This window comes from Streptomyces sp. NPDC048352, from assembly GCF_040651895.1.
Classification (GTDB): domain Bacteria; phylum Actinomycetota; class Actinomycetes; order Streptomycetales; family Streptomycetaceae; genus Streptomyces.
In genome coordinates this window covers 25,316-47,396 of record NZ_JBEZKZ010000056.1, presented here as the reverse complement: position 1 = coordinate 47,396, position 22,081 = coordinate 25,316, and the positions used below count along the sequence as shown (strand labels likewise).

General features: G+C 72.9%; 24 protein-coding genes and 1 pseudogene. 14 read left to right on the top strand and 11 right to left on the bottom strand.

Annotated features, from left to right (window positions below; all coding sequences use genetic code 11):
- The 3 genes and pseudogenes from AB0D45_RS25060 to AB0D45_RS25050 all read left to right on the top strand — a co-directional run.
- Nucleotides 1–99, top strand: a pseudogene (locus AB0D45_RS25060) (SGNH/GDSL hydrolase family protein); the annotation flags it as partial.
- Nucleotides 100–182: 83 nt separating this feature from the next.
- Complete coding sequence (locus AB0D45_RS25055; RefSeq protein ID WP_362462816.1) at nucleotides 183–1,460, top strand: thymidine phosphorylase; 1,278 nt, start codon at nucleotides 183–185, stop codon at nucleotides 1,458–1,460.
- Between the two features lie 485 nt (nucleotides 1,461–1,945).
- Nucleotides 1,946–2,272, top strand: a complete 327-nt coding sequence (locus tag AB0D45_RS25050) for an STAS domain-containing protein (RefSeq protein ID WP_361610694.1) — start codon at nucleotides 1,946–1,948, stop codon at nucleotides 2,270–2,272.
- Here the strand turns inward: AB0D45_RS25050 and AB0D45_RS25045 are convergent.
- The 3 genes from AB0D45_RS25045 to AB0D45_RS25035 all read right to left on the bottom strand — a co-directional run bounded on the left by AB0D45_RS25045 (nucleotide 2,171) and on the right by AB0D45_RS25035 (nucleotide 5,398).
- Complete coding sequence (locus AB0D45_RS25045) at nucleotides 2,171–3,169, bottom strand: sigma-70 family RNA polymerase sigma factor (protein WP_362462813.1); 999 nt, start codon at nucleotides 3,167–3,169, stop codon at nucleotides 2,171–2,173. The two genes, AB0D45_RS25050 and AB0D45_RS25045, sit on opposite strands and share 102 nt — an antisense overlap.
- 83 nt (nucleotides 3,170–3,252) lie before the next feature.
- Nucleotides 3,253–3,921: a L,D-transpeptidase gene (locus AB0D45_RS25040; protein WP_361610702.1), complete on the bottom strand. Its 669-nt coding sequence runs from the start codon at nucleotides 3,919–3,921 to the stop codon at nucleotides 3,253–3,255.
- Nucleotides 3,922–4,102: 181 nt separating this feature from the next.
- Complete coding sequence (locus AB0D45_RS25035; protein ID WP_362462810.1) at nucleotides 4,103–5,398, bottom strand: MFS transporter; 1,296 nt, start codon at nucleotides 5,396–5,398, stop codon at nucleotides 4,103–4,105.
- Nucleotides 5,399–5,496: 98 nt separating this feature from the next.
- Between AB0D45_RS25035 and AB0D45_RS25030 the strand changes: the two genes are divergently transcribed.
- Nucleotides 5,497–6,435 (top strand): LysR family transcriptional regulator, encoded by a 939-nt coding sequence (locus AB0D45_RS25030; protein WP_362462807.1) that lies wholly within the window; start codon nucleotides 5,497–5,499, stop codon nucleotides 6,433–6,435.
- A gap of 288 nt (nucleotides 6,436–6,723) precedes the next feature.
- Here the strand turns inward: AB0D45_RS25030 and AB0D45_RS25025 are convergent, their stop codons facing one another.
- The 3 genes from AB0D45_RS25025 to AB0D45_RS25015 form a co-directional block, all read right to left on the bottom strand.
- Complete coding sequence (locus AB0D45_RS25025; protein ID WP_362462804.1) at nucleotides 6,724–7,758, bottom strand: helix-turn-helix transcriptional regulator; 1,035 nt, start codon at nucleotides 7,756–7,758, stop codon at nucleotides 6,724–6,726.
- A 240-nt stretch (nucleotides 7,759–7,998) separates the two neighbouring features.
- Nucleotides 7,999–8,364 (bottom strand): cupin domain-containing protein, encoded by a 366-nt coding sequence (locus AB0D45_RS25020; protein WP_361609283.1) that lies wholly within the window; start codon nucleotides 8,362–8,364, stop codon nucleotides 7,999–8,001.
- A gap of 69 nt (nucleotides 8,365–8,433) precedes the next feature.
- Nucleotides 8,434–9,162 (bottom strand): alpha/beta hydrolase, encoded by a 729-nt coding sequence (locus AB0D45_RS25015; protein ID WP_362462801.1) that lies wholly within the window; start codon nucleotides 9,160–9,162, stop codon nucleotides 8,434–8,436.
- A 112-nt stretch (nucleotides 9,163–9,274) separates the two neighbouring features.
- Here AB0D45_RS25015 and AB0D45_RS25010 point away from each other — a divergent pair, with 112 nt between their 5' ends.
- From AB0D45_RS25010 to AB0D45_RS25000, 3 genes are all read left to right on the top strand, one after another.
- Nucleotides 9,275–10,423, top strand: coding sequence for an adenosine deaminase (locus tag AB0D45_RS25010; RefSeq protein WP_362462798.1), 1,149 nt, complete (start codon nucleotides 9,275–9,277; stop codon nucleotides 10,421–10,423).
- Nucleotides 10,424–10,562: 139 nt separating this feature from the next.
- Nucleotides 10,563–10,823: a hypothetical protein gene (locus tag AB0D45_RS25005; protein ID WP_361609289.1), complete on the top strand. Its 261-nt coding sequence runs from the start codon at nucleotides 10,563–10,565 to the stop codon at nucleotides 10,821–10,823.
- A 128-nt stretch (nucleotides 10,824–10,951) separates the two neighbouring features.
- The gene (locus AB0D45_RS25000; RefSeq protein WP_362462796.1) at nucleotides 10,952–11,728 is read left to right on the top strand and encodes a hypothetical protein; all 777 of its coding nucleotides are present in this window, start codon (nucleotides 10,952–10,954) and stop codon (nucleotides 11,726–11,728) included.
- A gap of 47 nt (nucleotides 11,729–11,775) precedes the next feature.
- On the opposite strand, the gene AB0D45_RS24995 is transcribed toward AB0D45_RS25000, so the two are convergent.
- The 3 genes from AB0D45_RS24995 to AB0D45_RS24985 form a co-directional block, all read right to left on the bottom strand.
- Nucleotides 11,776–11,988 (bottom strand): PspC domain-containing protein, encoded by a 213-nt coding sequence (locus AB0D45_RS24995; protein ID WP_362462793.1) that lies wholly within the window; start codon nucleotides 11,986–11,988, stop codon nucleotides 11,776–11,778.
- A gap of 54 nt (nucleotides 11,989–12,042) precedes the next feature.
- Nucleotides 12,043–12,552 carry a VanZ family protein gene (locus AB0D45_RS24990; RefSeq protein ID WP_362462820.1) on the bottom strand — a complete coding sequence of 170 codons (510 nt, stop codon included), beginning with the start codon at nucleotides 12,550–12,552 and terminating at the stop codon, nucleotides 12,043–12,045.
- Nucleotides 12,553–12,720: 168 nt separating this feature from the next.
- Complete coding sequence (locus tag AB0D45_RS24985) at nucleotides 12,721–13,350, bottom strand: PH domain-containing protein (protein WP_361609295.1); 630 nt, start codon at nucleotides 13,348–13,350, stop codon at nucleotides 12,721–12,723.
- Nucleotides 13,351–13,486: 136 nt separating this feature from the next.
- Between AB0D45_RS24985 and deoC the strand changes: the two genes are divergently transcribed.
- From deoC to AB0D45_RS24970, 3 genes are read left to right on the top strand one after another with little or no spacing between them, the layout of a single operon-like run.
- Nucleotides 13,487–14,449 carry a deoxyribose-phosphate aldolase gene (gene deoC, locus AB0D45_RS24980; protein ID WP_361609307.1) on the top strand — a complete coding sequence of 321 codons (963 nt, stop codon included), beginning with the start codon at nucleotides 13,487–13,489 and terminating at the stop codon, nucleotides 14,447–14,449.
- 5 nt (nucleotides 14,450–14,454) lie between these two features.
- Complete coding sequence (locus AB0D45_RS24975) at nucleotides 14,455–15,891, top strand: aldehyde dehydrogenase family protein (protein WP_361609297.1); 1,437 nt, start codon at nucleotides 14,455–14,457, stop codon at nucleotides 15,889–15,891.
- The gene (locus tag AB0D45_RS24970; RefSeq protein WP_362462789.1) at nucleotides 15,884–16,780 is read left to right on the top strand and encodes an aldehyde dehydrogenase family protein; all 897 of its coding nucleotides are present in this window, start codon (nucleotides 15,884–15,886) and stop codon (nucleotides 16,778–16,780) included. Before AB0D45_RS24975 ends, AB0D45_RS24970 begins: the two co-directional genes overlap by 8 nt.
- 79 nt (nucleotides 16,781–16,859) lie before the next feature.
- Here the strand turns inward: AB0D45_RS24970 and AB0D45_RS24965 are convergent, their stop codons facing one another.
- Entirely contained in the window at nucleotides 16,860–17,231 is a 372-nt protein-coding gene (locus tag AB0D45_RS24965; RefSeq protein ID WP_361609301.1) for a hypothetical protein, read from the bottom strand.
- Nucleotides 17,232–17,374: 143 nt separating this feature from the next.
- Here AB0D45_RS24965 and AB0D45_RS24960 point away from each other — a divergent pair, with 143 nt between their 5' ends.
- Entirely contained in the window at nucleotides 17,375–18,007 is a 633-nt protein-coding gene (locus AB0D45_RS24960) for an ATP-binding protein (protein ID WP_362462786.1), read from the top strand.
- 145 nt (nucleotides 18,008–18,152) lie between these two features.
- On the opposite strand, the gene AB0D45_RS24955 is transcribed toward AB0D45_RS24960, so the two are convergent.
- Complete coding sequence (locus AB0D45_RS24955; protein ID WP_361611108.1) at nucleotides 18,153–18,857, bottom strand: SigE family RNA polymerase sigma factor; 705 nt, start codon at nucleotides 18,855–18,857, stop codon at nucleotides 18,153–18,155.
- Between the two features lie 203 nt (nucleotides 18,858–19,060).
- On the opposite strand from AB0D45_RS24955, the gene afsQ1 reads away from it, so the two are divergent.
- From afsQ1 to AB0D45_RS24940, 3 genes are read left to right on the top strand one after another with little or no spacing between them, the layout of a single operon-like run.
- On the top strand, nucleotides 19,061–19,738 hold the full coding sequence (gene afsQ1, locus AB0D45_RS24950; protein WP_180291024.1) for a two-component system response regulator AfsQ1: 678 nt from the start codon (nucleotides 19,061–19,063) through the stop codon (nucleotides 19,736–19,738).
- On the top strand, nucleotides 19,735–21,225 hold the full coding sequence (locus tag AB0D45_RS24945) for a HAMP domain-containing sensor histidine kinase (protein ID WP_362462782.1): 1,491 nt from the start codon (nucleotides 19,735–19,737) through the stop codon (nucleotides 21,223–21,225). Before afsQ1 ends, AB0D45_RS24945 begins: the two co-directional genes overlap by 4 nt.
- Complete coding sequence (locus tag AB0D45_RS24940; protein WP_361611111.1) at nucleotides 21,206–21,850, top strand: hypothetical protein; 645 nt, start codon at nucleotides 21,206–21,208, stop codon at nucleotides 21,848–21,850. The genes AB0D45_RS24945 and AB0D45_RS24940 overlap by 20 nt, the downstream gene beginning before the upstream one ends.
- Nucleotides 21,851–22,081: the final 231 nt, after the last annotated feature.

The window sequence follows — 22,081 nt, the reverse complement described above, 5'->3', positions numbered from 1 at the left end:
GCCGGACAGGTCCGCGCCGGACAGCTCGGACCGGCCCTGGCGCTGCGGCCGGACGTCGCCACCGTCACCGCCGGGGTCAACGACCTGCTCCGGCGGAGGGCCGTCGCCGCTCCCGGCCCCCTCCTCGAAAACTCCTTGAACCTCCCTCCCTCATCTCTATGCGCGTAGAAGGAAGTCACCTCATGGACGTCATCTCCGTCATCCGGACCAAGCGGGACCGCGGTGAGCTGAGCCCCGAGCAGATCGACTGGGTCATCGACGCGTACACCCGCGGGGTCGTCGCCGACGAGCAGATGTCGGCGCTCGCGATGGCCATCCTGCTGAACGGCATGAACCGGGCCGAGATCGCCCGCTGGACCGCCGCCATGATCGCCTCCGGCGAGCGGATGAACTTCGACTCCCTCTCCCGCCCGACGGCCGACAAGCACTCCACCGGCGGCGTCGGCGACAAGATCACCCTCCCGCTGGCCCCGCTCGTCGCCGCCTGCGGCGCGGCCGTGCCCCAGCTGTCGGGCCGGGGCCTCGGCCACACCGGCGGCACCCTGGACAAGCTGGAGTCCATCCCCGGCTGGCGCGCCCTGCTGTCCAACGAGGAGATGCTGAACGTCCTCGACACCACCGGCGCCGTCATCTGCGCGGCCGGCGACGGCCTGGCCCCCGCCGACAAGAAGCTCTACGCCCTGCGCGACGTCACCGGCACGGTCGAGGCCATCCCGCTGATCGCCTCCTCGATCATGTCGAAGAAGATCGCCGAGGGCACGGGCTCGCTCGTCCTCGACGTCAAGGTCGGCTCCGGCGCCTTCATGAAGACCATCGAGGACGCCCGCGAACTGGCCTCCACCATGGTCGCCCTGGGCACCGACAGCGGCGTCAAGACGATCGCCCTGCTCACCGACATGTCCACCCCGCTCGGCCTGACCGCGGGCAACGCCCTGGAGGTCCGCGAGTCCGTCGAGGTCCTCGCCGGCGGCGGCCCGGCCGACGTGGTCGAGCTGACCATCGCCCTGGCCAAGGAGATGCTGGACGCGGCGGGCATCAAGGACGCCGACCCGGCGAAGGCCCTCGCCGACGGCTCCGCCATGGACGTGTGGCGCCGGATGATCGCGGCCCAGGGCGGCGACCCGGACGCGGCCCTGCCGGTGGCGCGCGAGCACCACGTGGTCACCGCGCCCGCCTCGGGCGTCCTGACCCGCCTCGACGCGTACGCGGTCGGCGTCGGCGCCTGGCGCCTGGGCGCGGGCCGCGCCCGCAAGGAGGACCCGGTCCAGGCGGGCGCGGGCATCGAGCTGCACGCTAAGCCGGGCGACACGGTCACCGCGGGCCAGCCCCTGATGACCCTGCACACGGACACCCCGGAGAAGTTCGCGTACGCCCTGGCCTCCCTGGAGGGCTCCTACGACGTCGCCCCGGCGGGCACGGCGTTCTCGGCGCAGCCGATCGTCCTGGACCGCATCGCCTGATCCCCGGCCGGGGCGGGGCCGGTGCCGGTGCCGGTGCCGGTGCCGGGGCCGGCGCCCGGGCTGGTGCCCGTGGCCCGGGCCTGTGGGTCGGTGCGGGTGCGGTACCGCTGCGCGGGGCTGGTCCCCTACCCGCCCTTCAACCGTTCTCGCCTCAAGCGCCGGCGGGGCTGAAAGACCCCGGGGCTCCGCTCCGGACCCCGTTCCGGACGCTCCGCGCCCGGTGCGCTCAAACGCCGCGCGGGCTGGAGAATCCAGCCTCGCCGGCGTTTGAGGCGCGGGGGTCTGGGGGCGGAACCCCCAGGGGTCCGGGCGCAGCCCGGGGAACGGGCGAAGGGCGGGTAGGGGACCTCGCGCCGCGCAGCGGCACCCCGCGGCAGCGCACCCGGCCACCACACCGGCACCCCGCGGCAGCGCACCGCTCAGGCCCCCGCGCGGCAGCGCAACGGCTACCGATGAGTTCCGCGGCAGCGGACGGTCATCCCCTCGTGGAGATCAGAACCCTGGCCCTGGAAGGGCCCGAGCCCGACGTCCCCGCCCTCTGCGCCCGCGTCCGCGAGGCCTCCCGCCACGGGCCGGTGACCTGCGACGCGGGCGGCGTCACGGAGCCCACCCTCGCCACCGTCGACGCCCTGGCCCGCATGGCCCTGGCGGCCCGCCGCCACGGCGCCCCCTTCGGCGTCACCGGCGCAGCCCCGCCGCTCCGGGCCCTGCTACACCTGGCCGGCCTCGGAGAGCTCCTCCGGCAGCCCGAACAGCGGGAACCACCGCGCCGTGTCCAGGAAGGCGTTCAGCCCGACGATCCGCCCCTCTGACACCTCCAGCACCTGCAGCGCCCACGGCACGTGCCCGGGCAGGCCGTCCTCCCGCGGACGGTACTGCCCGAAGGCCGGCAGCCCGTTCGCCGTGGTCGGGACCAGCCGCGAGCCCTTGCAGCCGATGCCCTGCTCCAGGTGCCACGCGGCGATGTCGGCCGGCCCGCGCAGCCACAGGTCGAACGGCGGCATCGACAGCACCGCGTCCTCGTGGAGCAGCGCGGTGAGCCGCGTGATGTCGTACGCCTCGAAGGCCGACAGGTACTGCTCCAGCAGCTTCGCCTGGTCCGCGTCCAGCGGGTCCTTCGGCTCGCCGGGGCGCAGCGCCTGCCCCGCGAGGGTGGCCCGCGCACGCTGGAGGGCGCTGTTCACCGACGCCACCGAGGTCTCCAGCAGCTGCGCGACCTCGTCCGCCTTCCAGGCCAGCACCTCCCGCAGGATCAGCACGGCCCGCTGCTTCGCCGGCAGGTGCTGCAGGGCCGCCACGAAGGCCAGCCGGACGGACTCCTTCGCGAGGGCCGCCTCCGCCGGGTCGGTGGTCTGCGGCAGCACCCGTCCGTCCGGCACGGGCTCCAGCCAGGTCACCTCGGGCCGCTCGTTGAGCACGGCCGAGGCCTGGTGCTGCGGGGCGGACAGGTCCATCGGCCGGGCCCGCCTGCTCCCCGCCTTCAGCTGGTCCAGGCAGACGTTGGTGGCGATCCGGTACAGCCACGAGCGCAGCGAGGAGCGGCCCTCGAACTTCCCGTGCGCCCGCCAGGCGCGGACGAAGGTGTCCTGCACCGCGTCCTCCGCGTCGAAGGACGAGCCGAGCATCCGGTAGCAGTAGCCGGTCAGCTCGACGCGGTAGAGGTCCATCGCCGCGTCGAGTTCCGGTGACGAGGTCGCGAGGTCACTCATGGCTGCCGTCCCCCAGGTTGTTGCCGTCCCTTCGGAAACTACCGGAGGGGTCTGACAACGGCAGCCGGAGCGCGGGGGGAACGTCAGGTACCGGGCTTGCGGCCGTACACGTAGACGTCCTCGCCGTTGGTCAGCATGCTCCAGTAGGCCTTGGCGTCGGTCGTCGTCATGTTCACGCAGCCGCCCGAACCCGGCGGGTTCCACATGCTCTTGGTGACCGAGTGGAAGGCGATGCCCCCGTCGAAGAACTGCGAGTACGGCATGGCCACGTTGTAGATCGTCGACCAGTGGTTGATGCTCCGGTAGTAGATCTTCTTCAGGCCGGTCCGCGTGGGCGTCTCCGCCTTGCCGGTGCGCACCGGCACCGGACCGTACTTCAGGGTGGCGCCGTCCTGGATCCAGCTGAGCTGGCGGGTCAGGTCCACGCAGGCGATCCGCCCCAGGTGGGTGGGGCACGCCCCCGCCGCGTTCGGGTTCTTGCCGGCCGCCCGCTGCGCCAGCATCGTGCTCATCGTCTGCCAGGTCAGCGGACCCGCGTACCCCATGGTCGGGGTGATCCCGTGGGTGGCCTGGAAGGACTGGATGGCCGTGCAGTCGGCCGCCGACTGCACCCCGTCCACCGGCCGCCCCAGGAACTGCTCGACCTGCCGCTGGTAGGGCCCGGTGGTCACGTTGCAGGAGGCGGCCTGAGCCGTACCGCCCCCCACCGCCACCAGGGGCGCCGCCAGCGCCAGAGCCCCGCCGAACACCATCGCAGCCCGCCGCTTCGCGCGCACGCGTATCGCCGCCATCCGGTCCCTCCCCTGCCGCGCCCGCCCGGTGGGGGCGCCACTTCCTCCCACGCTAGAGCGAGTTGCGCACGCCGCACAGACCTTGAACGGACTTGGCCGCCGCGGGCTCCCGCGGGGTCCGGAGCCGACCGTTTCCGATGCCTCAGCGGGCCGCCGCGGCCGGGCCGCCCGGGGAGAGCAGCCGCCGCCGCTCGGCCCGGGCCGCGTGGGACCCGTACAGGGTGATCGAGACGACGCCCAGCACCGCCAGCAGGGCGATGCCGACCGTGGCCGCCCAGCCCGAGGCGTGGTACGCCAGCGCGCCCAGGGTGCCGCCCGCGCTGGAGCCGAGGTAGTACGCGGACTGGTAGAGCGCGGAGGCCTGCGCCCGGCCCGTCTTCGCCGTCCGGCTCACCGCCGCCGAGGCCACCGCGTGCCCCGCGAAGAAACCGGCCGTGATCAGCACCAGCCCCGGCAGGATCAGCCCCAGCGAGTTCCCGAGCGACAGCAGCAGCCCCAGCGCGGTCGTGGTCACCGCCAGGTACAGCGCCCCGCGCCGGCCCGCCCGCGCCACCAGCTTCCCGGCGGCGGCCGAGGAGACCGTCCCCACCAGGTAGACCAGGAAGACCGAGCCGACCACGCCCTGGCCCAGCGAGAACGGCGCGGCGGCCAGCCGGTAGCCGATGACGGTGTACACCGCCCCGAAGACGGTCATGAACAGCGCGCCGATCCCGTACAGCCGCAGCAGCAGCGGATCGCGCAGGTGCCCGGCGACGGTACGGCCCACCACGCGCGGCTCCAGCGACGCCGGGCGGAAGAAACGCGCCCGGGGCAGCAGCGCCAGGAAGGCCGCCGCGCAGACCAGCGCCATCACGCCGACGGCCAGCAGCCCGCCGCGCCAGCCCCACAGCTGCGCGGCCCAGCCGGTGACGATGCGGCCGCTCATGCCGCCGATGGAGTTGCCCGCCACGAACAGGCCGATCGCCCCGACCAGCGCCTTCGGCCGGACCTCCTCCGCCAGGTACGCCATCGCGGAGGCGGGGACGCCGGCGATCGCCGCGCCCTGCACCGCCCGCAGCGCCACCAGCCACTCCAGGCTCGGCGCGAACGGCACCAGCAGGCCGATGCCGACGGCCACCACCATCGAGCAGGTCATCATCCGGGTCCGGCCGAACCGCTCGGACAGCGCGCTGAGCGGCAGGACGGCGAGGGCGAGCGCGCCGGTGGCCGCGGAGACCGTCCAACTGGCCTGCCCGGCTGTCACGCCGAAGCCGGCGGAGACCGCGGGCAGCAGGGCCTGGGTGGAGTAGAGGAGGGCGAAGACCGCCAGCCCGGCGGCGAAGAGCGCGAGGCTCATCCGGCGGTAGCCGGGGCGGCCGGGGGAGTGCGGCTCGGGCTGGGGGAACGACGGGGTGGAGGCACCCGTGACGAGGGGTGCCCCGGTATGAGCGGGAGGCATACGTCGAAGGTAGGCCTCCCTTTTTCATGCGTCCAATGCACGAATTCGCGATAATCGATCCATTCACGCATCACCACTGCTCAGGGCTTCGGATATCAATGAACCGTTACGAAGAAGACATGGCCGTGACACAACAGCTGGCCCCCCGCCTCGCCCAGTTCGTCGCGGTCGCCCGGCACGAGCACGTCACGCGCGCCGCCCACGAGCTGGGAGTACCGCAGTCGACCCTGTCCCGGGCGATGGTCCGCCTCGAACAGGACCTGGGCGTCACGCTGTTCGCCCGCAAGGGCCGCACCGTCGCCCTCACCACCGCCGGCCGCACCTTCCTCGCCTCCGCCGAACGGGCCCTCGACGGGATCGCCCGCGCCGCCGGATCCGTCCAGGAGGACGCCGATCCGGCGTCCGGCAAGGTGGCGTTCGGCTTCCTGCACACCCTGGGCCCCGAGACGGTGCCCGGCCTGATCCGCGGCTTCCGCGCCGACCACCCCCGCGTCCGCTTCGCCCTGGTCCAGAACTACGGCGAGGCCATGCTGGAGAAGCTCCGCGCCGGGGAACTCGACCTGTGCCTGACCTCGCCGGTGCCCGACGCCCCCGACCTGGTGGCCCGCCGCCTCGACGAACAGCGGCTGCGCCTGGTGGTCCCGGACGACCACCGCCTCGCGGGCCGCAAGCGGATCCGCCTCGCGGAGGCCGCCGAGGAAACCTTCGTCACCCTCGAAGCGGGCTACGGCCTGCGCCGGATCACCGACGACCTGTGCGCGGAGGCCGGGTTCACCCCCAGGGTCGCCTTCGAGGGCGAGGAGGCGGAGACCCTGCGCGGCCTGGTCGCGGCGGGTCTCGGCGTGGCCCTCCTGCCGCCGCCGGCGGTGCCCCGCCCGGGGGTGGTCGAGCTGACGGTGACGGCGCCGCGCGCGGTGCGCGAGATCGGCGTGGCCTGGCTGGACGGCCACCCGGACACCCCGCCGGTGGCCGCGTTCAAGCGCTTCCTCCTGTCCCGCCGCGGCCGCCTGATCCCGGAACTGGAACCGCCGTCCTAGTCCTCTTGACGCGCCGCTCGCGCGGCTCGGCCGCGGGCGGCCTCTCCGGCTTCGCGCCGCTGCGCCGGCCTCCGGCCGTCGGCCCGCCGGGCGGGGCCGGGCCTGCCCGCTGGGGCCGCGGTCCGGTTGCCGCTGAGCGGGGCTCCGAGTACCACCCCTTCCCGCGGAGGGCGGTCTGGCCCCGACCGAGCACACTGCTGCGCGACGGATCCTCCGAACGTCAGCGGCGGCGGGCGTGCGGCACCCTGCCCAGCCCTGCCGGCTTCTTCAAGGCGGACGGCATCACCGTCACCGGACCTGCCCGTCGGGCCCGGAGGCCTCGGCCGAGCGGGGTGCGGTCGCGCTCGCCAGCAAGTACCCGGCCTGGAAGCGGGACTTGGCGCCGATCGCGCGCATGATCTCGGCGATGTGGCGTTGGCAGGTGCGTTCGGACATGCCGAGGCGGCGGGCGATCACCTTGTCCTCCAGGCCCTCCGACAGCAGCCGTACGATCGTCTGGCGGAGTTCGTCCGAGAGGGACTTGGCCGCCTCCGGGCTCACCGTCGTGGGGAAGGGCTCCGCCCCCGTCCAGGAGCGTTCGAACGCCGCCGTCATGAAGTGCACGACGCTCGGTTCTCGCACCACCAGCGCCGCCCCCTGCCGGTCCGGCACCGCCATCAGCCCGGTGTGCCCGTCGAAGATCAGCATCCGCATCAGCCCGTCGCCCAGGGTGCGCACCTGCGCCCCCAGCGCCGTGACCCGCTCGACGTACGCCGCCGTCGGCCGTGAATAGCGCGCCGTGTGCTGGTAGATGGTCCGCATCCGGACGCCGCGCGCCAGCAGCGACTCGTCCCGCCCGACCGCCTCCTCCAGCGTCTCCTGCGGCCGGCCCCCGCCCGGCTGGGAGGTCAGCAGCTCCCGTTCGCAGCCCGCCGCCAGTTCGGTGATCAGCCCGCGCACCGCGCCGAGGTCCGTCACCAGCTCCAGCCGCCCCGACCCGCTCAGGTCCCGGTGCGAGGCCCCCGCCTCGTACGCCGGGACCAGCGCCTCCAGCCGCCCGCGCAGCCGGTCCATCTCGTCGTGGGTCTCCCGTACGAGCAGGGCGAGCGGGGCCAGCGCCCGGGCCGCCGCCGCGCGGGGCGCCACCGCGCTCCACCGCTCCGGGCCGCCGCCGGGGGCCCGCTGGAGCAGGTGCGCGGCGGCCAGCTCGGAAACCGCCGCCGCCGCGCGGGCCCCCAGCGCGGCGGTGGCGTCGGCCACCGTGAAGGCGTGCCGCTCGACGGCGTACGCGTACAGGCGCCGCGCCGCCGGGCTCAGGTCGTCGTCTTCGGCATCGGCGGGCATGTGCACATACGTCCCTGACTGTGTCCGTTTATAAACCCCTCGGGTTCCCGCAAGGCGGCAACTCGACGCCTGAACGAGGGCTTCCGCTCCTCGCCGGACCGGCACAGTGGTCCCACGGCGCGCGGCCGCGCCGGACCGGGAGCCGTCCGACCGAGAGGGGACGGAACGGCAGGCTCCGCCGACGCGGCCGCGCCGTGGCGACTGCGGCGGAAGGCGCAGGGCAACGCGTCGGTGAGGGGCTCAGGCCTGCTTCGCGTAGGAGCCGAAGCCCGTCCAGTCCACCGCGACGCACGGCTCGTCGCCCAGCACCCACGCGTCGTGCCCCGGGGCGATCTGCATGAAGTCCCCCGGGCCGTACTCGGCGCTCTCCCCGTCGTCCATGACGACGTGCATGCGGCCGCTCACCACGTACCCCGTGTGCGCGGACTGGCAGCTGTCCGTCCCCGCCAGCGGCTTGATGTGCTCCGACCACTTCCAGCCCGGCTCGAAGACGGCCCGCCCGACCGGCCCGCCGTCCGTCTCGATCAGGTCCAGCCTGCCCTTGCCCTCGGCGAACGGGCGGGTCTCGTCGGCGCTGTCGAAGCTCTTGCGCACCATGTTGGCCATGGCGGATCGCCTCCCGCGAAGGAGCCACCCCGAGTCCACTCCCCACTCTACGCTGGGGTCCGCGCCCCCTCAGCCCCGCAGGGACCGCCCGAAACCCGAGGCCAGCGGCATCCGCAGGCCCAGCGGCGGGGGCGCGGCGAGTGCGTCGGTGACCGGCCGGGAGTAGCGGCCCGTGAACATCGCGCCGAGTACGAAGTCCACGGCCAGCGCCACCACTTCCGCCCGGTGGTCCCGCAGCCGGTGGCCGTCCGAGTGCACCTCGAACCGGCAAGTGGAACGATTCGCCTTCTTCGCCCGCGCGGCCAGCAGGAAGGAGGACTCCGGATCGCTGCGCGCGTCGTTCGTGCCGTGCACGATCAGCACCTGGCGCCCCGCGAGCTGTTTCACCGGTTCAGGGGAGCCCCCGGGAACCGCCCCGGGTAAGCAAGGGGCCAGCGCCACCACCGAGTTGACGGCGTCGTGCCCCGCCGCCCGCAGTGCCGCCCCGCCGCCCGCGCCGAAACCCGCCAGGCACACCGGCACGTCCCCGTACCGCCGCACCACCTCGTCCGCCGCCCACCCGGCGGCCTCCTCGAGGGGCCCCGCCCCTGGCATCACCGGATGCGCCACCAGCCCCTGCGCCCCGCCCGCCCGGGCCAGCGCCCGTGCGAGCGGGCGTACCGGAGAGGGGGACCATCTGGACGCTCCGGGAACCAGGAGCACCACCCCGTTGACCGTGCCGACCGTCGAGACCGAGCCGTTCGCGCCGGCCGCCCGCCCCAGGCGGGCCCCGCGCGCCGGCGGCGCATGCTGTGCCATGGCGGAACAGTCTCAGAACCACAGGTGTACGCGACCCGTCCGTACGGTCTCTGTTACATATCGACCTCGGCGCCGACTCCCCGCTCTACGCGCGTAGGAGTAGAGTGCCCGGATGACGAGCGAGACCTCCAACCTGCCCACCCCGGATCAGATCCGGCGCTCCCCGAAGGTGCTGCTGCACGACCACCTCGACGGTGGACTGCGCCCCGGCACCATCATCGAACTGGCCGCCGAGGCCGGCTACGACAAGCTGCCCGAGACCGACGCCGACAAGCTGGGCGTCTGGTTCCGCGACGCCGCGGACTCCGGCTCCCTCCCGCGCTACCTGGAGACGTTCGCGCACACCTGCGCCGTCATGCAGACGAAGGCGGCCCTGCACCGGGTCGCCGCCGAATGCGCCGAGGACCTGGCCGAGGACGGCGTCGTGTACGCCGAGATCCGCTACGCCCCCGAACAGCACCTGGAAGCCGGCCTGACCCTCGAAGAGGTCGTCGAGGCCGTGAACGACGGCTTCCGCGAGGGCGAGCGCCGCGCCCGGGCCAACGGCCACCGCATCCGCGTCGGCGCCCTGCTGACCGCGATGCGCCACGCGGCCCGTGCCCTGGAGATCGCCGAGCTGGCCAACCGCTACCGCGACAACGGCGTGGTCGGCTTCGACATCGCCGGCGCGGAGGCCGGGTTCCCCCCCACCCGCCACCTCGACGCCTTCGAGTACCTCAAGCGCGAGAACAACCACTTCACCATCCACGCGGGCGAGGCCTTCGGCCTGCCGTCGATCTGGCAGGCCCTCCAGTGGTGCGGCGCCGACCGGCTCGGCCACGGCGTGAAGATCATCGACGACATCGAGGTCGCCGAGGACGGCTCGGTCAAGCTGGGCCGCCTGGCCTCGTACGTCCGGGACAAGCGCATCCCCCTGGAGATGTGCCCCACCTCGAACCTCCAGACCGCCGCGGCCGCCTCGTACGCCGAACACCCGATCGGCCTGCTGCGCAAGCTGCACTTCCGGCTGACGGTGAACACCGACAACCGGCTGATGAGCGGCACCAGCATGAGCCGCGAGTTCGAGCACCTGGTCGACACCTTCGGTTACTCGCTCGACGACATGCAGTGGTTCACCGTCAATGCGATGAAGTCCGCGTTCATTCCTTTCGATGAACGACTGGCCATGATCAATGACGTGATCAAGCCGGGCTACGCGGAGCTGAAGTCCGAATGGCTGTTCCGCCAGACCGCTTCCACCAGCGGAACTGTCTCGGCCTAGGCCATGGGCTGACCTACGGAAAGCGTCCGGGAGAAATGATTTCCGGACGCTTTCTCGTATTTACGGATGTTTGCGGGAGGGGGTTTGAAGTGGCTAGTTTGCGGAGCCGCTCAGTTCCCCGTCGCAAGGACGATCTTTCATGAAGCAGTCTGCTGCCAAGTCCCTCGGTGTCGCTGTGATGGGTGCCGCCCTCGCCGCGGGCGCCGCCGGAACCGCCTCGGCCTCGGCGCTCCCCGCCGCCAGCCTGACGGACACCCTCGGCTCCCTGACCAGCGCCACCAGCCAGCTCACCGACCAGACGCAGCAGGCGGCGCAGGAGGGCGAGGCCACGGACGCCGCCGCCCCCGTCACCAGCCTGCTCGGCGGGCTCCCCCCGCTGCCCGGCGGCCTCGGCGGCTGATCCGGGCCCCTCGAATCGCACGCACGTGCACGCGGCGCACGCCCCTTCGAGGAGGTGTGCGCCGCGTCGCGCGGTGTGCCACGATCACCACCAACTGCCCGGCTCGGCAAGGGGTATGAGGTTCGGTCATGCGCATCACGGCTCGATTCACGGCGCCCGCGACGAGGTTCGCGCTGCTCCCCGCCCTGCTCCTCGGGGCCGTCGCGTGCGGCGGCGGTACGGACACCTCCGCGTCCGGGAAGTCCCCCGACCCCAAGGGCTCGGCGGCCGTACGCCCCTCGGACGCACCCGGCGCGCCCGGCGCCCCGGCCGCCTCCGCCGCCCCCAAGGCCAAGGACGCGAGCCTGGAGCGGGCCGCCCTCGCCCAGGGCGACCTGGCCGGCTACCAGATCTCCGCGCAGGGCAAGAACCCGAACGCCCCGGACGGCCAGCCGCAGGCCGACAAGAAGGCCTGCCAGCCGCTCGCCGACGTCATGGGCGACAAGCCCGACCCGGCCGCCCGCGAGACCGTCAACCGGGGCATCGGCTCCCAGAAGCAGGTCGGACTCGCGGTCTCCGCCTCCGTCAGCTCCTACGCCGAGGGCGACGCCAAGAAGGTCCTCTCCCGGCTGCGCGAGGCCGTCGCCGCCTGCGGTACGGGCTTCACCGCCACCGTCGAGAAGCAGACCGGCCGCTACCGGGACGTGAAGACCGTCCCGTACCGGACCGCCGGCGACGAGACCGTCAGCTGGACGACGACCGCCGCGGCCGAAGGCGTCTCGGCACCGGTCCACCTGGTCGTCGTGCGCGAGGGCGACCGGGTGGTGCGGCTGATGGCCCTCAACGTGGCCGCCCAGGACCAGAAGGCGCTGGTCCCGCAGGAAGTGGCCGACAAGCAGCTCGAGAAGGTCCGGAAGGCGGGCTGATCCCCGCCAGAGCCGCGCTCCGGCCGCACCAGAGCCCGGGTCGGGTGCTACCAGGCGGTCCGCGCGGTGCCCGCTCCGGACTTCTCGTTCGGGAGCAGCAGCCACAGCGCGAGGTAGATGAGGAACTGCGGTCCGGGCAGCAGGCACGAGGCGACGAAGATGATCCGCATCGTCCGCGTCTTGATTCCGTAACGCCGTGCGAGCCCGGCGCAGACGCCGCCGATCATCCGTCCGTCACGGGGGCGGGTAATCGCGCTCATTTTCTTCTCCTTCGTAGGGGACCGCGGGCCGGGATATTCCCTTTCCGCGATGCCTCAATACTCGCGCGGTACCGCCGACAGCACCTCGGTCCAAGGGCCGATGCCGACCCTGGTAATTCTCGGGGTGGGCCCCTGAGTCGCGTGGGTGCGGCGCAGCCGGGCGCGCAGCACCGGTACGACGGCCAGGTGGACGAGCACCACGCCGGTGGTGTTCAGCAGCAGCGCGTCCACGTCCAGTACCCGGCCCGGGACCGCGGTCTGGAGCATCTCGATGCTCAGGGAGATCAGTACGGCGGCTGCCGCCGTCCGCACCAGCGAGGACCAGGCGGCCAGCGGCCCGGGCACCAGGCGCCCGCCGGCCAGCGGCAGGAGCACCCCCAGCGGGGCCAGCAGCGCCAGCCCCTCGCCGATCCGCTGGGCGGCCTCCAGCGGGCCGTAGGCGAGGTCCGCCCGGATCCCCTCCAGCGGGGTCATGTTCGCGGCCGCCGCCCAGGGGACGTCCAGGGGGCTCAGGGTCAGCCATCCGACGACCAGCAGGTGCGCGGCCAGCAGGGCCCCGCTCAGGAGCCGGGACCGGACCGGGAGCTGTGTGGCGGTGGCGGCGCTGCCGCTGCCTGCATGACGGTGCACACCTGCGAGGACGCGCCCCCCGGCGGCGACGGTTCCGGCAGCCGGCGCCGTTGCGGAACGGTTACGGCCGCTCAGCGGCCCGGCCGGCGACGGCAGGACGCCTCAGCCCGTCGCGAGGAGGACGGCCAGCAGCACCGCACCCGCCACGGCCGGCGCGATGATCTCGTACGCCCACCGCACGGTGACGCCGCCCTGCGCGCCGGGCCGGGCGGCCCCCGTCTCGTGGAGCTCGCGCAGCTCGTCCACGACCCGGTCGGCGCCCGCCCGCTGCGGCGCGGCGCCCGCGGCGGCTTCCTCCTGCTCCGTCACGCCCTTGCCGCTGAGCGCGTCCCGGCGGCTGAACTGCCGGCCCGCCTTCTTGCGCTCGCGCAGCGACACCGGGACCGACCACAGCTGGTACTTCGACCCCTGCGCCAGCACCTCGGCCGAGTACCCGGCGCGCACCGCGTCGACGGCGGCCCAGGGCAGCTCGATGATCCGGAAGGGGTTGCGGATCCGCATCCGGTCGTCGTTGGCGAAGACGGCCGGCCGCAGGGTGAACGCCACGATCAGCGGGACGGCGCACAGCGCGACGGCGATCCCGATCCAGCGGGCGCTCGCCCCGCCCCGTACGACGGCGTCCCCGCACAGCCACGCGACGAGCGCGAGCAGCAGCACCCCGGTGACGACGGCCATGGGGGAGCGGTAGACGCGGTCGGCGTAGACCGGCTCGTGGGGGGAGGGCGTAGTCATGCGCCGATTGTGCCGCATGGGCCGCCGGGCGGTACCGGCACGCGGAGCCCGAAGCTCCGATGACGGATGTCACGCCCATGTGTGCACCGTGGGGGGTGACAGGCGCTACGCGCGTAGATATGCTCATCTGGTGACCATGCCCACCACCCTCACCGCATTCGCTGACGTGACGACGTCCGACAGTGCGCTGCGCCGCTTCCTGCACGGGCTGCCCGGCGTAGACGCAGTCGGCCTGGAGGCCCGCGCGGCCTCACTCGGCACCCGCTCGATCAAGACGACGGCCAAGGCGTACGCCATCGACCTGGCCATCTCGATGATCGACCTGACGACGCTCGAGGGTGCGGACACCCCGGGCAAGGTCCGGGCGCTCTCCGCCAAGGCCGTCAACCCCGACCCGACCGACCGCAGCACGCCCATGACCGCGGCGGTCTGCGTCTACCCCGACATGGTGGCCACCGCCAAGGCCGCGCTGCACGGAGCCGACGTCAAGGTCGCCTCCGTCGCCACCGCCTTCCCGGCCGGCCGCGCCGCCCTGCCGGTCAAGCTCGCCGACACCCGTGACGCCGTCGCCGCCGGCGCCGACGAGATCGACATGGTCATCGACCGTGGCGCCTTCCTCGCCGGCCGCTACCTGGAGACGTACGAGCTGATCAGGGCCGTCAAGGAGGCCTGCGTCCGCGAGGACGGCACGGCCGCCCGCCTGAAGGTCATCTTCGAGACCGGCGAGCTGTCGACGTACGACAACATCCGCCGCGCCTCCTGGATCGGCATGCTCGCCGGCGCCGACTTCATCAAGACCTCCACCGGCAAGGTCGGCGTCAACGCCACCCCCGCCAACACCCTGCTGATGCTCGAAGCCGTACGCGACTTCAAGGCGCAGACTGGAATCCAGATCGGCGTGAAGCCGGCCGGCGGCATCCGCACCACCAAGGACGCCATCAAGTTCCTCGTCCTGGTCAACGAGACCGCGGGCGAGGACTGGCTGACCAACGAGTGGTTCCGCTTCGGCGCCTCCAGCCTGCTGAACGACCTGCTCATGCAGCGCCAGAAGCTGAGCACCGGGCGTTACTCCGGTCCCGACTACGTGACGGTGGACTGATCACCATGGCATCCCTCTTCGAGTACGCGCCGGCCCCCGAGTCCCGCTCGGTCGTCGACATCGCCCCCTCCTACGGGCTCTTCATCGACGGCGAGTTCACCGACGCCGCCGACGGCAAGGTCTTCAAGACCGTCAGCCCCTCCAGCGAGGAGGTGCTGGCCGAGGTCGCCCAGGCCGGCGCCGCCGACGTCGACCGCGCCGTCAAGGCCGCCCGCAAGGCCTTCGAGAAGTGGTCCGCGCTGCCGGGCTCCGAGCGCGCCAAGTACCTCTTCCGCATCGCCCGGATCATCCAGGAGCGCAGCCGCGAGCTGGCCGTCCTGGAGACCCTGGACAACGGCAAGCCGATCAGGGAGACCCGCGACGCGGACCTCCCGCTGGTCGCCGCGCACTTCTTCTACTACGCGGGCTGGGCCGACAAGCTCGACCACGCCGGCTACGGCGCGAACCCCCGCCCCCTCGGCGTGGCCGGCCAGGTCATCCCGTGGAACTTCCCGCTGCTGATGCTCGCGTGGAAGATCGCCCCGGCGCTCGCCACCGGCAACACGGTCGTGCTGAAGCCCGCCGAGACGACCCCGCTGTCCGCCCTGTTCTTCGCGGACATCTGCCGCCAGGCCGGCCTGCCCAAGGGCGTCGTCAACATCATCCCCGGCTACGGGGACGCGGGCGCCGAGCTCGTCGCGCACCCGGACGTCAACAAGGTCGCCTTCACCGGCTCCACCGCGGTCGGCAAGGCCATCGCCCGCCAGATCGCCGGCACCGACAAGAAGGTCACCCTGGAACTGGGCGGCAAGGGCGCCAACATCGTCTTCGACGACGCCCCCATCGACCAGGCCGTCGAGGGCATCGTGGGCGGCATCTTCTTCAACCAGGGCCAGGTCTGCTGCGCGGGCTCGCGCCTGCTGGTCCAGGAGTCGATCCACGACGAGCTGCTCGACTCCCTCAAGCGCCGCCTGTCCACGCTGCGCCTGGGCGACCCGCTCGACAAGAACACCGACATCGGCGCCATCAACTCCGCCGAGCAGCTCGCCCGGATCACCGCGCTCGCCGACACCGGCGAGGCCGAGGGCGCCGAGCGCTGGTCCCCGGCGTGCGAGCTGCCGTCCGCCGGCTACTGGTTCGCCCCGACGCTCTTCACCAACGTCACCCAGGCGCACACCGTCGCCCGCGACGAGATCTTCGGCCCGGTGCTGTCCGTACTGACCTTCCGCACGCCCGACGAGGCCGTCGCCAAGGCCAACAACAGCCAGTACGGCCTGTCCGCCGGCATCTGGACGGAGAAGGGCTCGCGCATCCTCGCGGTCGCGAACAAGCTCCGCGCGGGTGTGGTGTGGGCCAACACGTTCAACAAGTTCGACCCGACCTCGCCCTTCGGCGGCTACAAGGAGTCGGGCTTCGGCCGCGAGGGCGGTCGCCACGGCCTGGAGGCTTACCTCGATGTCTGAGACGACCACGCGTCTGAACGTCTTCAAGACCTACAAGCTGTACGTCGGGGGCAAGTTCCCCCGCTCCGAGAGCGGCCGGGTGTACGAGGTGACGGACTCCAACGGCAAGTGGCTGGCCAACGCCCCCCTGTCCTCCCGCAAGGACGCCCGTGACGCGGTCGTCGCCGCGCGCAAGGCCTTCGGCGGCTGGGCGGGCGCGACCGCGTACAACCGCGGCCAGATCCTCTACCGCATCGCCGAGATGCTGGAGGGCCGCCGCGGACAGTTCGTCCACGAGGTCCGCGAGGCTGAGGGCCTGTCCAAGGTGAAGGCCGCCGCCGTCGTGGACGCGGCCATCGACCGCTGGGTCTGGTACGCGGGCTGGACCGACAAGATCGGCCAGGTCGTGGGAGCCGCCAACCCGGTCGCGGGGCCGTTCTTCAACCTGTCCATGCCGGAGCCGACCGGTGTCGTCACCGTCGTCGCCCCGCAGGACTCGTCGTTCCTGGGCCTGGTCTCGGTGATCGCGCCGGTCATCGCCACGGGCAACACGGTCGTGGTGATCGCCTCGGAGAAGTCCCCGCTGCCCGCCCTCTCGCTGGGCGAGGTGCTGGCCACCTCCGACCTGCCCGGCGGCGTGGTGAACATCCTGTCCGGCAAGGCCGCCGAGATGGGCCCGCACCTGGCGGCCCACCAGGACGTCAACGCCATCGACCTGGCGGGCGCCGACGCGGCCCTCGCCAAGGAGCTGGAGATCGCGGCCGCCGACAACCTCAAGCGCGTCCTGCGTCCACAGCCTGTGGACGACTGGACCGCCGACCCGGGTACGCACCGCATGACGGCGTTCCTGGAGACCAAGACGGTCTGGCACCCGACGGGCTCGCTGGGCTCGGGCGGATCCTCGTACTAGCCGTCACGGCAGGTACGAGCACACGAAGACCGGCCCTGGCGGCGACCCCCGTGCCGCCAGGGCCTTCGTGCTTTCCCCGCTACTGCTTCGGCAGGACCGGGCCGAGCAGCGAGGACACCGCCGTCGTCGGCAGCTCCCCGACCGACGGGCCCTGCGTCAGGACCCCGGTCACCATCCCCGTACCCACGGCCGGGAAGTCCGCGACCTTGGTCGCCACCCCGTTGTCGAGCGGGTCCACCCCGGTGTGGGCGAGCGGGTTCACCTTGAGGTTCGTGACCGGGTCGGCGACCCCGGCCACCGCCGCCTGGAGGTCGGTCTCCGCCGCCTGCAGGCGGGTCTGCGCCTGGGCCCCGCCGGCCGCCATCGCCAGGGCCGCCCCGGCCATGGACAGGGTCAGGCCGGCGGCGCGGAGCCGCTTCGGCGACGGTTCGGGGGCTGCGTGACGTGCCATGGGTTCCCGCCTGAGGTCGTAGTCGCGTGCGCACACACAGTAGTGGAGGCGGCTTCCCGGTCGCCAACCCGCCGTGTGAGGCCCGTCGCAGGGGCCGTCGCCGGTGTGTCGATACGCCGGGTCATGCCTCACACTGGTCTCCCGTGAGCAGTTCATCTCCCCTCCCCACGCGCGTCGTCCTGCTGACCGGTCCCTCGGGTTCCGGCAAGTCCTCGCTCGCGGCCCGGTCGGGCCTTCCCGTACTGCGCCTGGACGACTTCTACAAGGAGGGGACGGACCCGACCCTTCCGCTGGTCGAGGGCAGCTCCGACATCGACTGGGACTCCCCGCTCTCCTGGGACGCGGACACCGCCGTCGCGGCCATCGCGGAGCTGTGCGCCTCGGGCCGCACCCACGTCCCCGTCTACTCCCTCGCCACGTCCTCGCGGACCGGCACGGAGACCCTGGACATCGACCGCACCCCGCTGTTCATCGCGGAGGGCATCTTCGCCGCCGACATCGCGGCGCGCTGCCAGGAACTGGGCCTGCTCGCCGACGCCATCTGCCTGCGCGGCCGGCCCTCCACCACCTTCCGCCGCCGCCTCGCCCGGGACCTCCGCGAAGGCCGCAAGTCCCTGCCGTTCCTGCTGCGCAGGGGCTACCGGCTGATGCGCGCCGAACGCGGCATCGTCGCCCGGCACGTCGCCCTCGGCGCCCACGCCTGCGCCCGCGACGAGGCCCTCGGCCGGCTGGCCGCCGCCGCGGCGGGCCGCCACCGCACCCCCACCGCCCTCTGACCGGCGGCCGGAGCCCCGGCACACCGGCGGAAACAGCGAAAAGGCGGGACCGCGCGGACCCCCGGCCGCCCGATCCCGCCTCTTCTCCCCCTGCGGCCCCCGTCCCACCCCCGTAGGACGGACCCCCCGGCCCCATGGTCTGTGGTTACGCGACGAGCTCCCCGAAGGACTCCGCCTCGTCACGCCCGAAGCTCAGCACCTCGTCCTCCCGCAGCCGGCGCAGCGAGCGCCAGATGCTCGACTTCACGGTGCCGACGCTGATGCCCAGGATCTCCGCGATCTCCGGGTCCGTACGGCCCTCGTAGTAGCGCAGCACCAGCATCGTGCGCTGCGGCTCCGGGATGCGGGACAGCGCCTGCCACAGCACCGCGCGCAGCTCCGTACCGCGCATGGCGTCCGTGTCGGAGGCCGTCTCCGGCAGCTCCTCGGTCGGGTACTCGTTCAGCTTGCGCCGACGCCACGCGCTGATGTGCAGGTTCGTCATCGTGCGGCGCAGGTACCCGCCGACCGCCGCCTTGTCGCTGATCCGGTCCCAGGCGCGGTACGTGGAGAACAGCGCGCTCTGCAACAGGTCCTCGGCCTCGTGCCGGTCGCCGGTGAGGTGGAAGGCCGTCGCGAACAGCGCGGCCCGCCGCTCCTGGACGTACGCGGTGAACTCCGCCTCCGAGGAGGACGACGGGGAAGGCGTGCTGCGCTGTGCGGGAACCGCCTGGTACTGCTTCGCGTCAATGGCTGTGACGTGTGCCGGCCGCTGACGGGCGACCGTCACCGTACGGACACCCGCCCGGCGGTTCACATCGTGCAGCCGCGTGACGACCGCGCTGGTCGTGGTGCTGTGCAGCGTGTTCATCTCGCGCCCCCCGTCGTGGAGTCTGCTTCGGGCCGTGGTTCCGGTCCGTCGTTGTCGATGGGAAAAGCCTGCCCGCCGGACATAACCAGGGTGTCCGCCGACTGTCACAGGCCTGTCACAGCCACAGGCCCCGCCGGTCCGTGGCGCGATTGCCCCCTGCCGGACGGTCGAAGTGCGGACGGCCGATGGGACAGAATGAGCCCGTGCCTTTCCTGTTGCTGATCGAGGACGACGACGCCATCCGCACGGCCCTCGAACTCTCCCTGTCACGCCAGGGCCACCGAGTGGCCACCGCGGCGACGGGCGAGGACGGTCTGAAACTGCTCCGCGAGCAGCGGCCCGACCTGATCGTGCTGGACGTGATGCTGCCCGGGATCGACGGCTTCGAGGTGTGCCGGCGGATCCGCCGCACCGACCAGCTGCCGATCATCCTGCTCACCGCGCGCAGCGACGACATCGATGTCGTGGTGGGCCTGGAGTCCGGTGCCGACGACTACGTGGTCAAGCCCGTCCAGGGCCGGGTGCTCGACGCCCGCATCCGGGCCGTGCTGCGCCGCGGCGAGCGCGAGGCCAGCGACTCGGCCGTGTTCGGCTCGCTGGTGATCGACCGGGCCGCCATGACCGTCACCAAGAACGGCGAGGACCTCCAGCTGACCCCGACCGAACTGCGGCTGCTCCTGGAGCTCAGCCGCCGGCCCGGCCAGGCGCTGTCCCGCCAGCAGCTGCTGCGCCTCGTGTGGGAGCACGACTACCTCGGCGACTCCCGGCTCGTCGACGCCTGCGTGCAGCGGCTGCGCGCCAAGGTCGAGGAAGTGCCCTCCTCGCCGACGCTGATCCGTACCGTGCGGGGCGTCGGCTACCGGCTGGACTCGCCGCAGTGACCAAGCCCCTCTTCGCGGGCCGGCGCTGGACCAGCCTGCGGCTGCGCCTGCTCGTGGTGTTCGCGCTGGTCGCGCTGACCGCCGCGGTCTCCGCGTCCGGCATCGCGTACTGGCTCAACCGCGAAGCGGTGCTCACCCGGACCCAGGACGCGGCCCTCGGCGACTTCCGCCAGGAGATGCAGAACCGGGCCGCGGCACTGCCCGCGGACCCGACGCCCGACGAGATACAGCGCACCGCCGAGCTGATGGCGGGAAGCAGCCCCGGCTACAGCGTGCTGCTCGTCCACGAACGCAAGGACGGGCGCAAGGTGATCGGCGCCGCCGGCGCCGTCCCGTTCGGGCTGAACGACGTACCGCAGTCCCTCCAGCACGCGGTGAACGACCGGCAGAAGACCACCGCCGCCAACGACGCCGAGTACCACATGTACTGGCAGCGGACGAAGCCGCAGGGCAACCCGTACCTGGTCGGCGGCACCCGGATCGTCGGCGGCGGGCCCACCGGCTACATGTACAAGTCGCTCGCCACGGAGCGGGACGACCTCAACGCGCTGGGCTGGTCGCTGACCATCGCCACCGGTGTGGCGCTGCTCGGGTCGGCGCTGCTCGCGCAGGCGGCGGCGCGGACCGTCCTCAAGCCCGTTCAGCGGCTCGGGGACGCGGCCCGGCGGCTCGGCGAGGGCGAGCTGGACCACCGGCTGGACGTGTCGGGCACCGACGAACTCGCCGATCTGTCACGGACGTTCAACCGGACCGCGGAGGCGCTGGAGAAGAAGGTCGCCGACATGAGCGCGCGCGAGGAGGCGAGCCGGCGGTTCGTGGCGGACATGTCCCACGAGCTGCGCACGCCGCTGACGGCGCTGACGGCGGTCGCCGAGGTGCTGGAGGAGGAGGTCGAGTACCTCGACCCGATGATCGCCCCGGCGGTCGGGCTCGTCGTCAGCGAGACGCGGCGGCTGAACGACCTCGTGGAGAACCTGATGGAGGTCACCCGCTTCGACGCGGGGACGGCCCGCCTGGTGCTGGACGACGTGAACGTCGCCGACCAGGTCACGGCGTGCATCGACGCCCGGGCCTGGCTGGACGCGGTCGAACTCGACGCCGGGCGCGGGATCGTCGCGCGGCTCGACCCGCGACGGCTCGACGTCATCCTGGCCAACCTGATCGGCAACGCGCTCAAGCACGGCGGTTCGCCGGTGCGGGTGTCGGTGCTGGTGGAGGGGGAGTGGCTGGTGATCGCGGTCAAGGACAACGGGCCGGGCATCCCGGAGGAGGTGCTGCCGCACGTCTTCGACCGCTTCTACAAGGCGAGCGCGTCCCGGCCGAAGTCGGACGGGAGCGGCCTGGGGCTGTCGATCGCGATGGAGAACGCGCACATCCACGGCGGTGACATCACGGCCGCGAACGGGCCGGAGGGCGGGGCCGTCTTCACGTTGCGGCTGCCGGTGGACGTGGGGAAGGTGATCGCCGGTGACGGCATGGAGGGGTAGGGCGTGCGGGGCCCTGGTGCTGGCGGGGGTGTTCGCCCTGTCCGGGTGCGGGATCCGCGCCACGACCGTACCGGTCGACGTGGGCGCGGCGCCGTCGCGGGTGTCCTGCGAAACCCCCGGGCAGCCGGGCGGGCAGAGCGGGGTGCAGGGCTTCCGGGCCACGGTGGAACTGGTCTGCGGGTCGCAGCTGGTGGGCGTGGAGCGGGTGGTTCCGGTGCCTGAGAAGCGGGCTTCGCGGGAGCCGGTGGTGCTGGTCGCGCAGGCGCTGCTGGAGGAACTGGAACGGAACCCGTCGGCGGAGGAACGGGACGGGGGCTTCACCACCAGCGTCCCGGACGGCCTGTCGGCGGCCCCGGCACGGGCGGGCGACCCGGCGGGCACGCTCCGGCTGAGCCGCAAGCCGGAGGACCTGGCGCCGGTGGCGCTGGCCCAGGTGGTGTGCACCCTGGCCGCGAGCGAGGCCGTCTCGGCGGGCGCGGGCCCGGTGGTCCTGGGCGGCCCGGACGCGGACCCGCCGCGCGCGTGGGAGTGCACGGACGCGGTCCGCTCCCGCCCGGAATCGGTCCCGACCCTGGGCGACCTGGCGAGCCCGACACCGTCGCCGGGGATGTCGTCGGGGGTCTGAGGCGGTACGGGGCTTGCGGCGCGGGCCGGCGGTCTCCCTCGTGGGGGTGGGGCCGGGCGGGGTGGTGGGCGGTGTCGTGGAGGGCGGTCTCACAGCCGGTTCGGTGGTTTCCCGTCAGTCCCATCGTCATTCCGTGTCGTGCCGGTCCCTCAAGGGCGCTCCCTTCGGTCGCGTCGCTGCGCGATGGCCTTCGGCCACCCTTGACCGACCGTCCCGCCCCGGAAAGCCGAA

Coding starts and splice junctions, on each gene's coding strand:
- AB0D45_RS25045 (WP_362462813.1), bottom strand. CDS start 3,169: ATGAGTGACCTCGCGACCTCGTCACCGGAACTCGACGCGGCGATGGAC.
- AB0D45_RS25025 (WP_362462804.1), bottom strand. CDS start 7,758: ATGCCCGCCGATGCCGAAGACGACGACCTGAGCCCGGCGGCGCGGCGC.
- AB0D45_RS25030 (WP_362462807.1), top strand. CDS start 5,497: ATGAACCGTTACGAAGAAGACATGGCCGTGACACAACAGCTGGCCCCC.
- AB0D45_RS25040 (WP_361610702.1), bottom strand. CDS start 3,921: ATGGTGTTCGGCGGGGCTCTGGCGCTGGCGGCGCCCCTGGTGGCGGTG.
- AB0D45_RS25055 (WP_362462816.1), top strand. CDS start 183: ATGGACGTCATCTCCGTCATCCGGACCAAGCGGGACCGCGGTGAGCTG.
- AB0D45_RS25005 (WP_361609289.1), top strand. CDS start 10,563: ATGAAGCAGTCTGCTGCCAAGTCCCTCGGTGTCGCTGTGATGGGTGCC.
- AB0D45_RS24965 (WP_361609301.1), bottom strand. CDS start 17,231: ATGGCACGTCACGCAGCCCCCGAACCGTCGCCGAAGCGGCTCCGCGCC.
- AB0D45_RS25035 (WP_362462810.1), bottom strand. CDS start 5,398: ATGCCTCCCGCTCATACCGGGGCACCCCTCGTCACGGGTGCCTCCACC.
- deoC (WP_361609307.1), top strand. CDS start 13,487: ATGCCCACCACCCTCACCGCATTCGCTGACGTGACGACGTCCGACAGT.
- AB0D45_RS25010 (WP_362462798.1), top strand. CDS start 9,275: ATGACGAGCGAGACCTCCAACCTGCCCACCCCGGATCAGATCCGGCGC.
- AB0D45_RS24985 (WP_361609295.1), bottom strand. CDS start 13,350: ATGACTACGCCCTCCCCCCACGAGCCGGTCTACGCCGACCGCGTCTAC.
- AB0D45_RS24955 (WP_361611108.1), bottom strand. CDS start 18,857: ATGAACACGCTGCACAGCACCACGACCAGCGCGGTCGTCACGCGGCTG.
- AB0D45_RS24975 (WP_361609297.1), top strand. CDS start 14,455: ATGGCATCCCTCTTCGAGTACGCGCCGGCCCCCGAGTCCCGCTCGGTC.
- AB0D45_RS25020 (WP_361609283.1), bottom strand. CDS start 8,364: ATGGCCAACATGGTGCGCAAGAGCTTCGACAGCGCCGACGAGACCCGC.
- AB0D45_RS24995 (WP_362462793.1), bottom strand. CDS start 11,988: ATGAGCGCGATTACCCGCCCCCGTGACGGACGGATGATCGGCGGCGTC.
- AB0D45_RS24970 (WP_362462789.1), top strand. CDS start 15,884: ATGTCTGAGACGACCACGCGTCTGAACGTCTTCAAGACCTACAAGCTG.
- AB0D45_RS25000 (WP_362462796.1), top strand. CDS start 10,952: ATGCGCATCACGGCTCGATTCACGGCGCCCGCGACGAGGTTCGCGCTG.
- AB0D45_RS25015 (WP_362462801.1), bottom strand. CDS start 9,162: ATGGCACAGCATGCGCCGCCGGCGCGCGGGGCCCGCCTGGGGCGGGCG.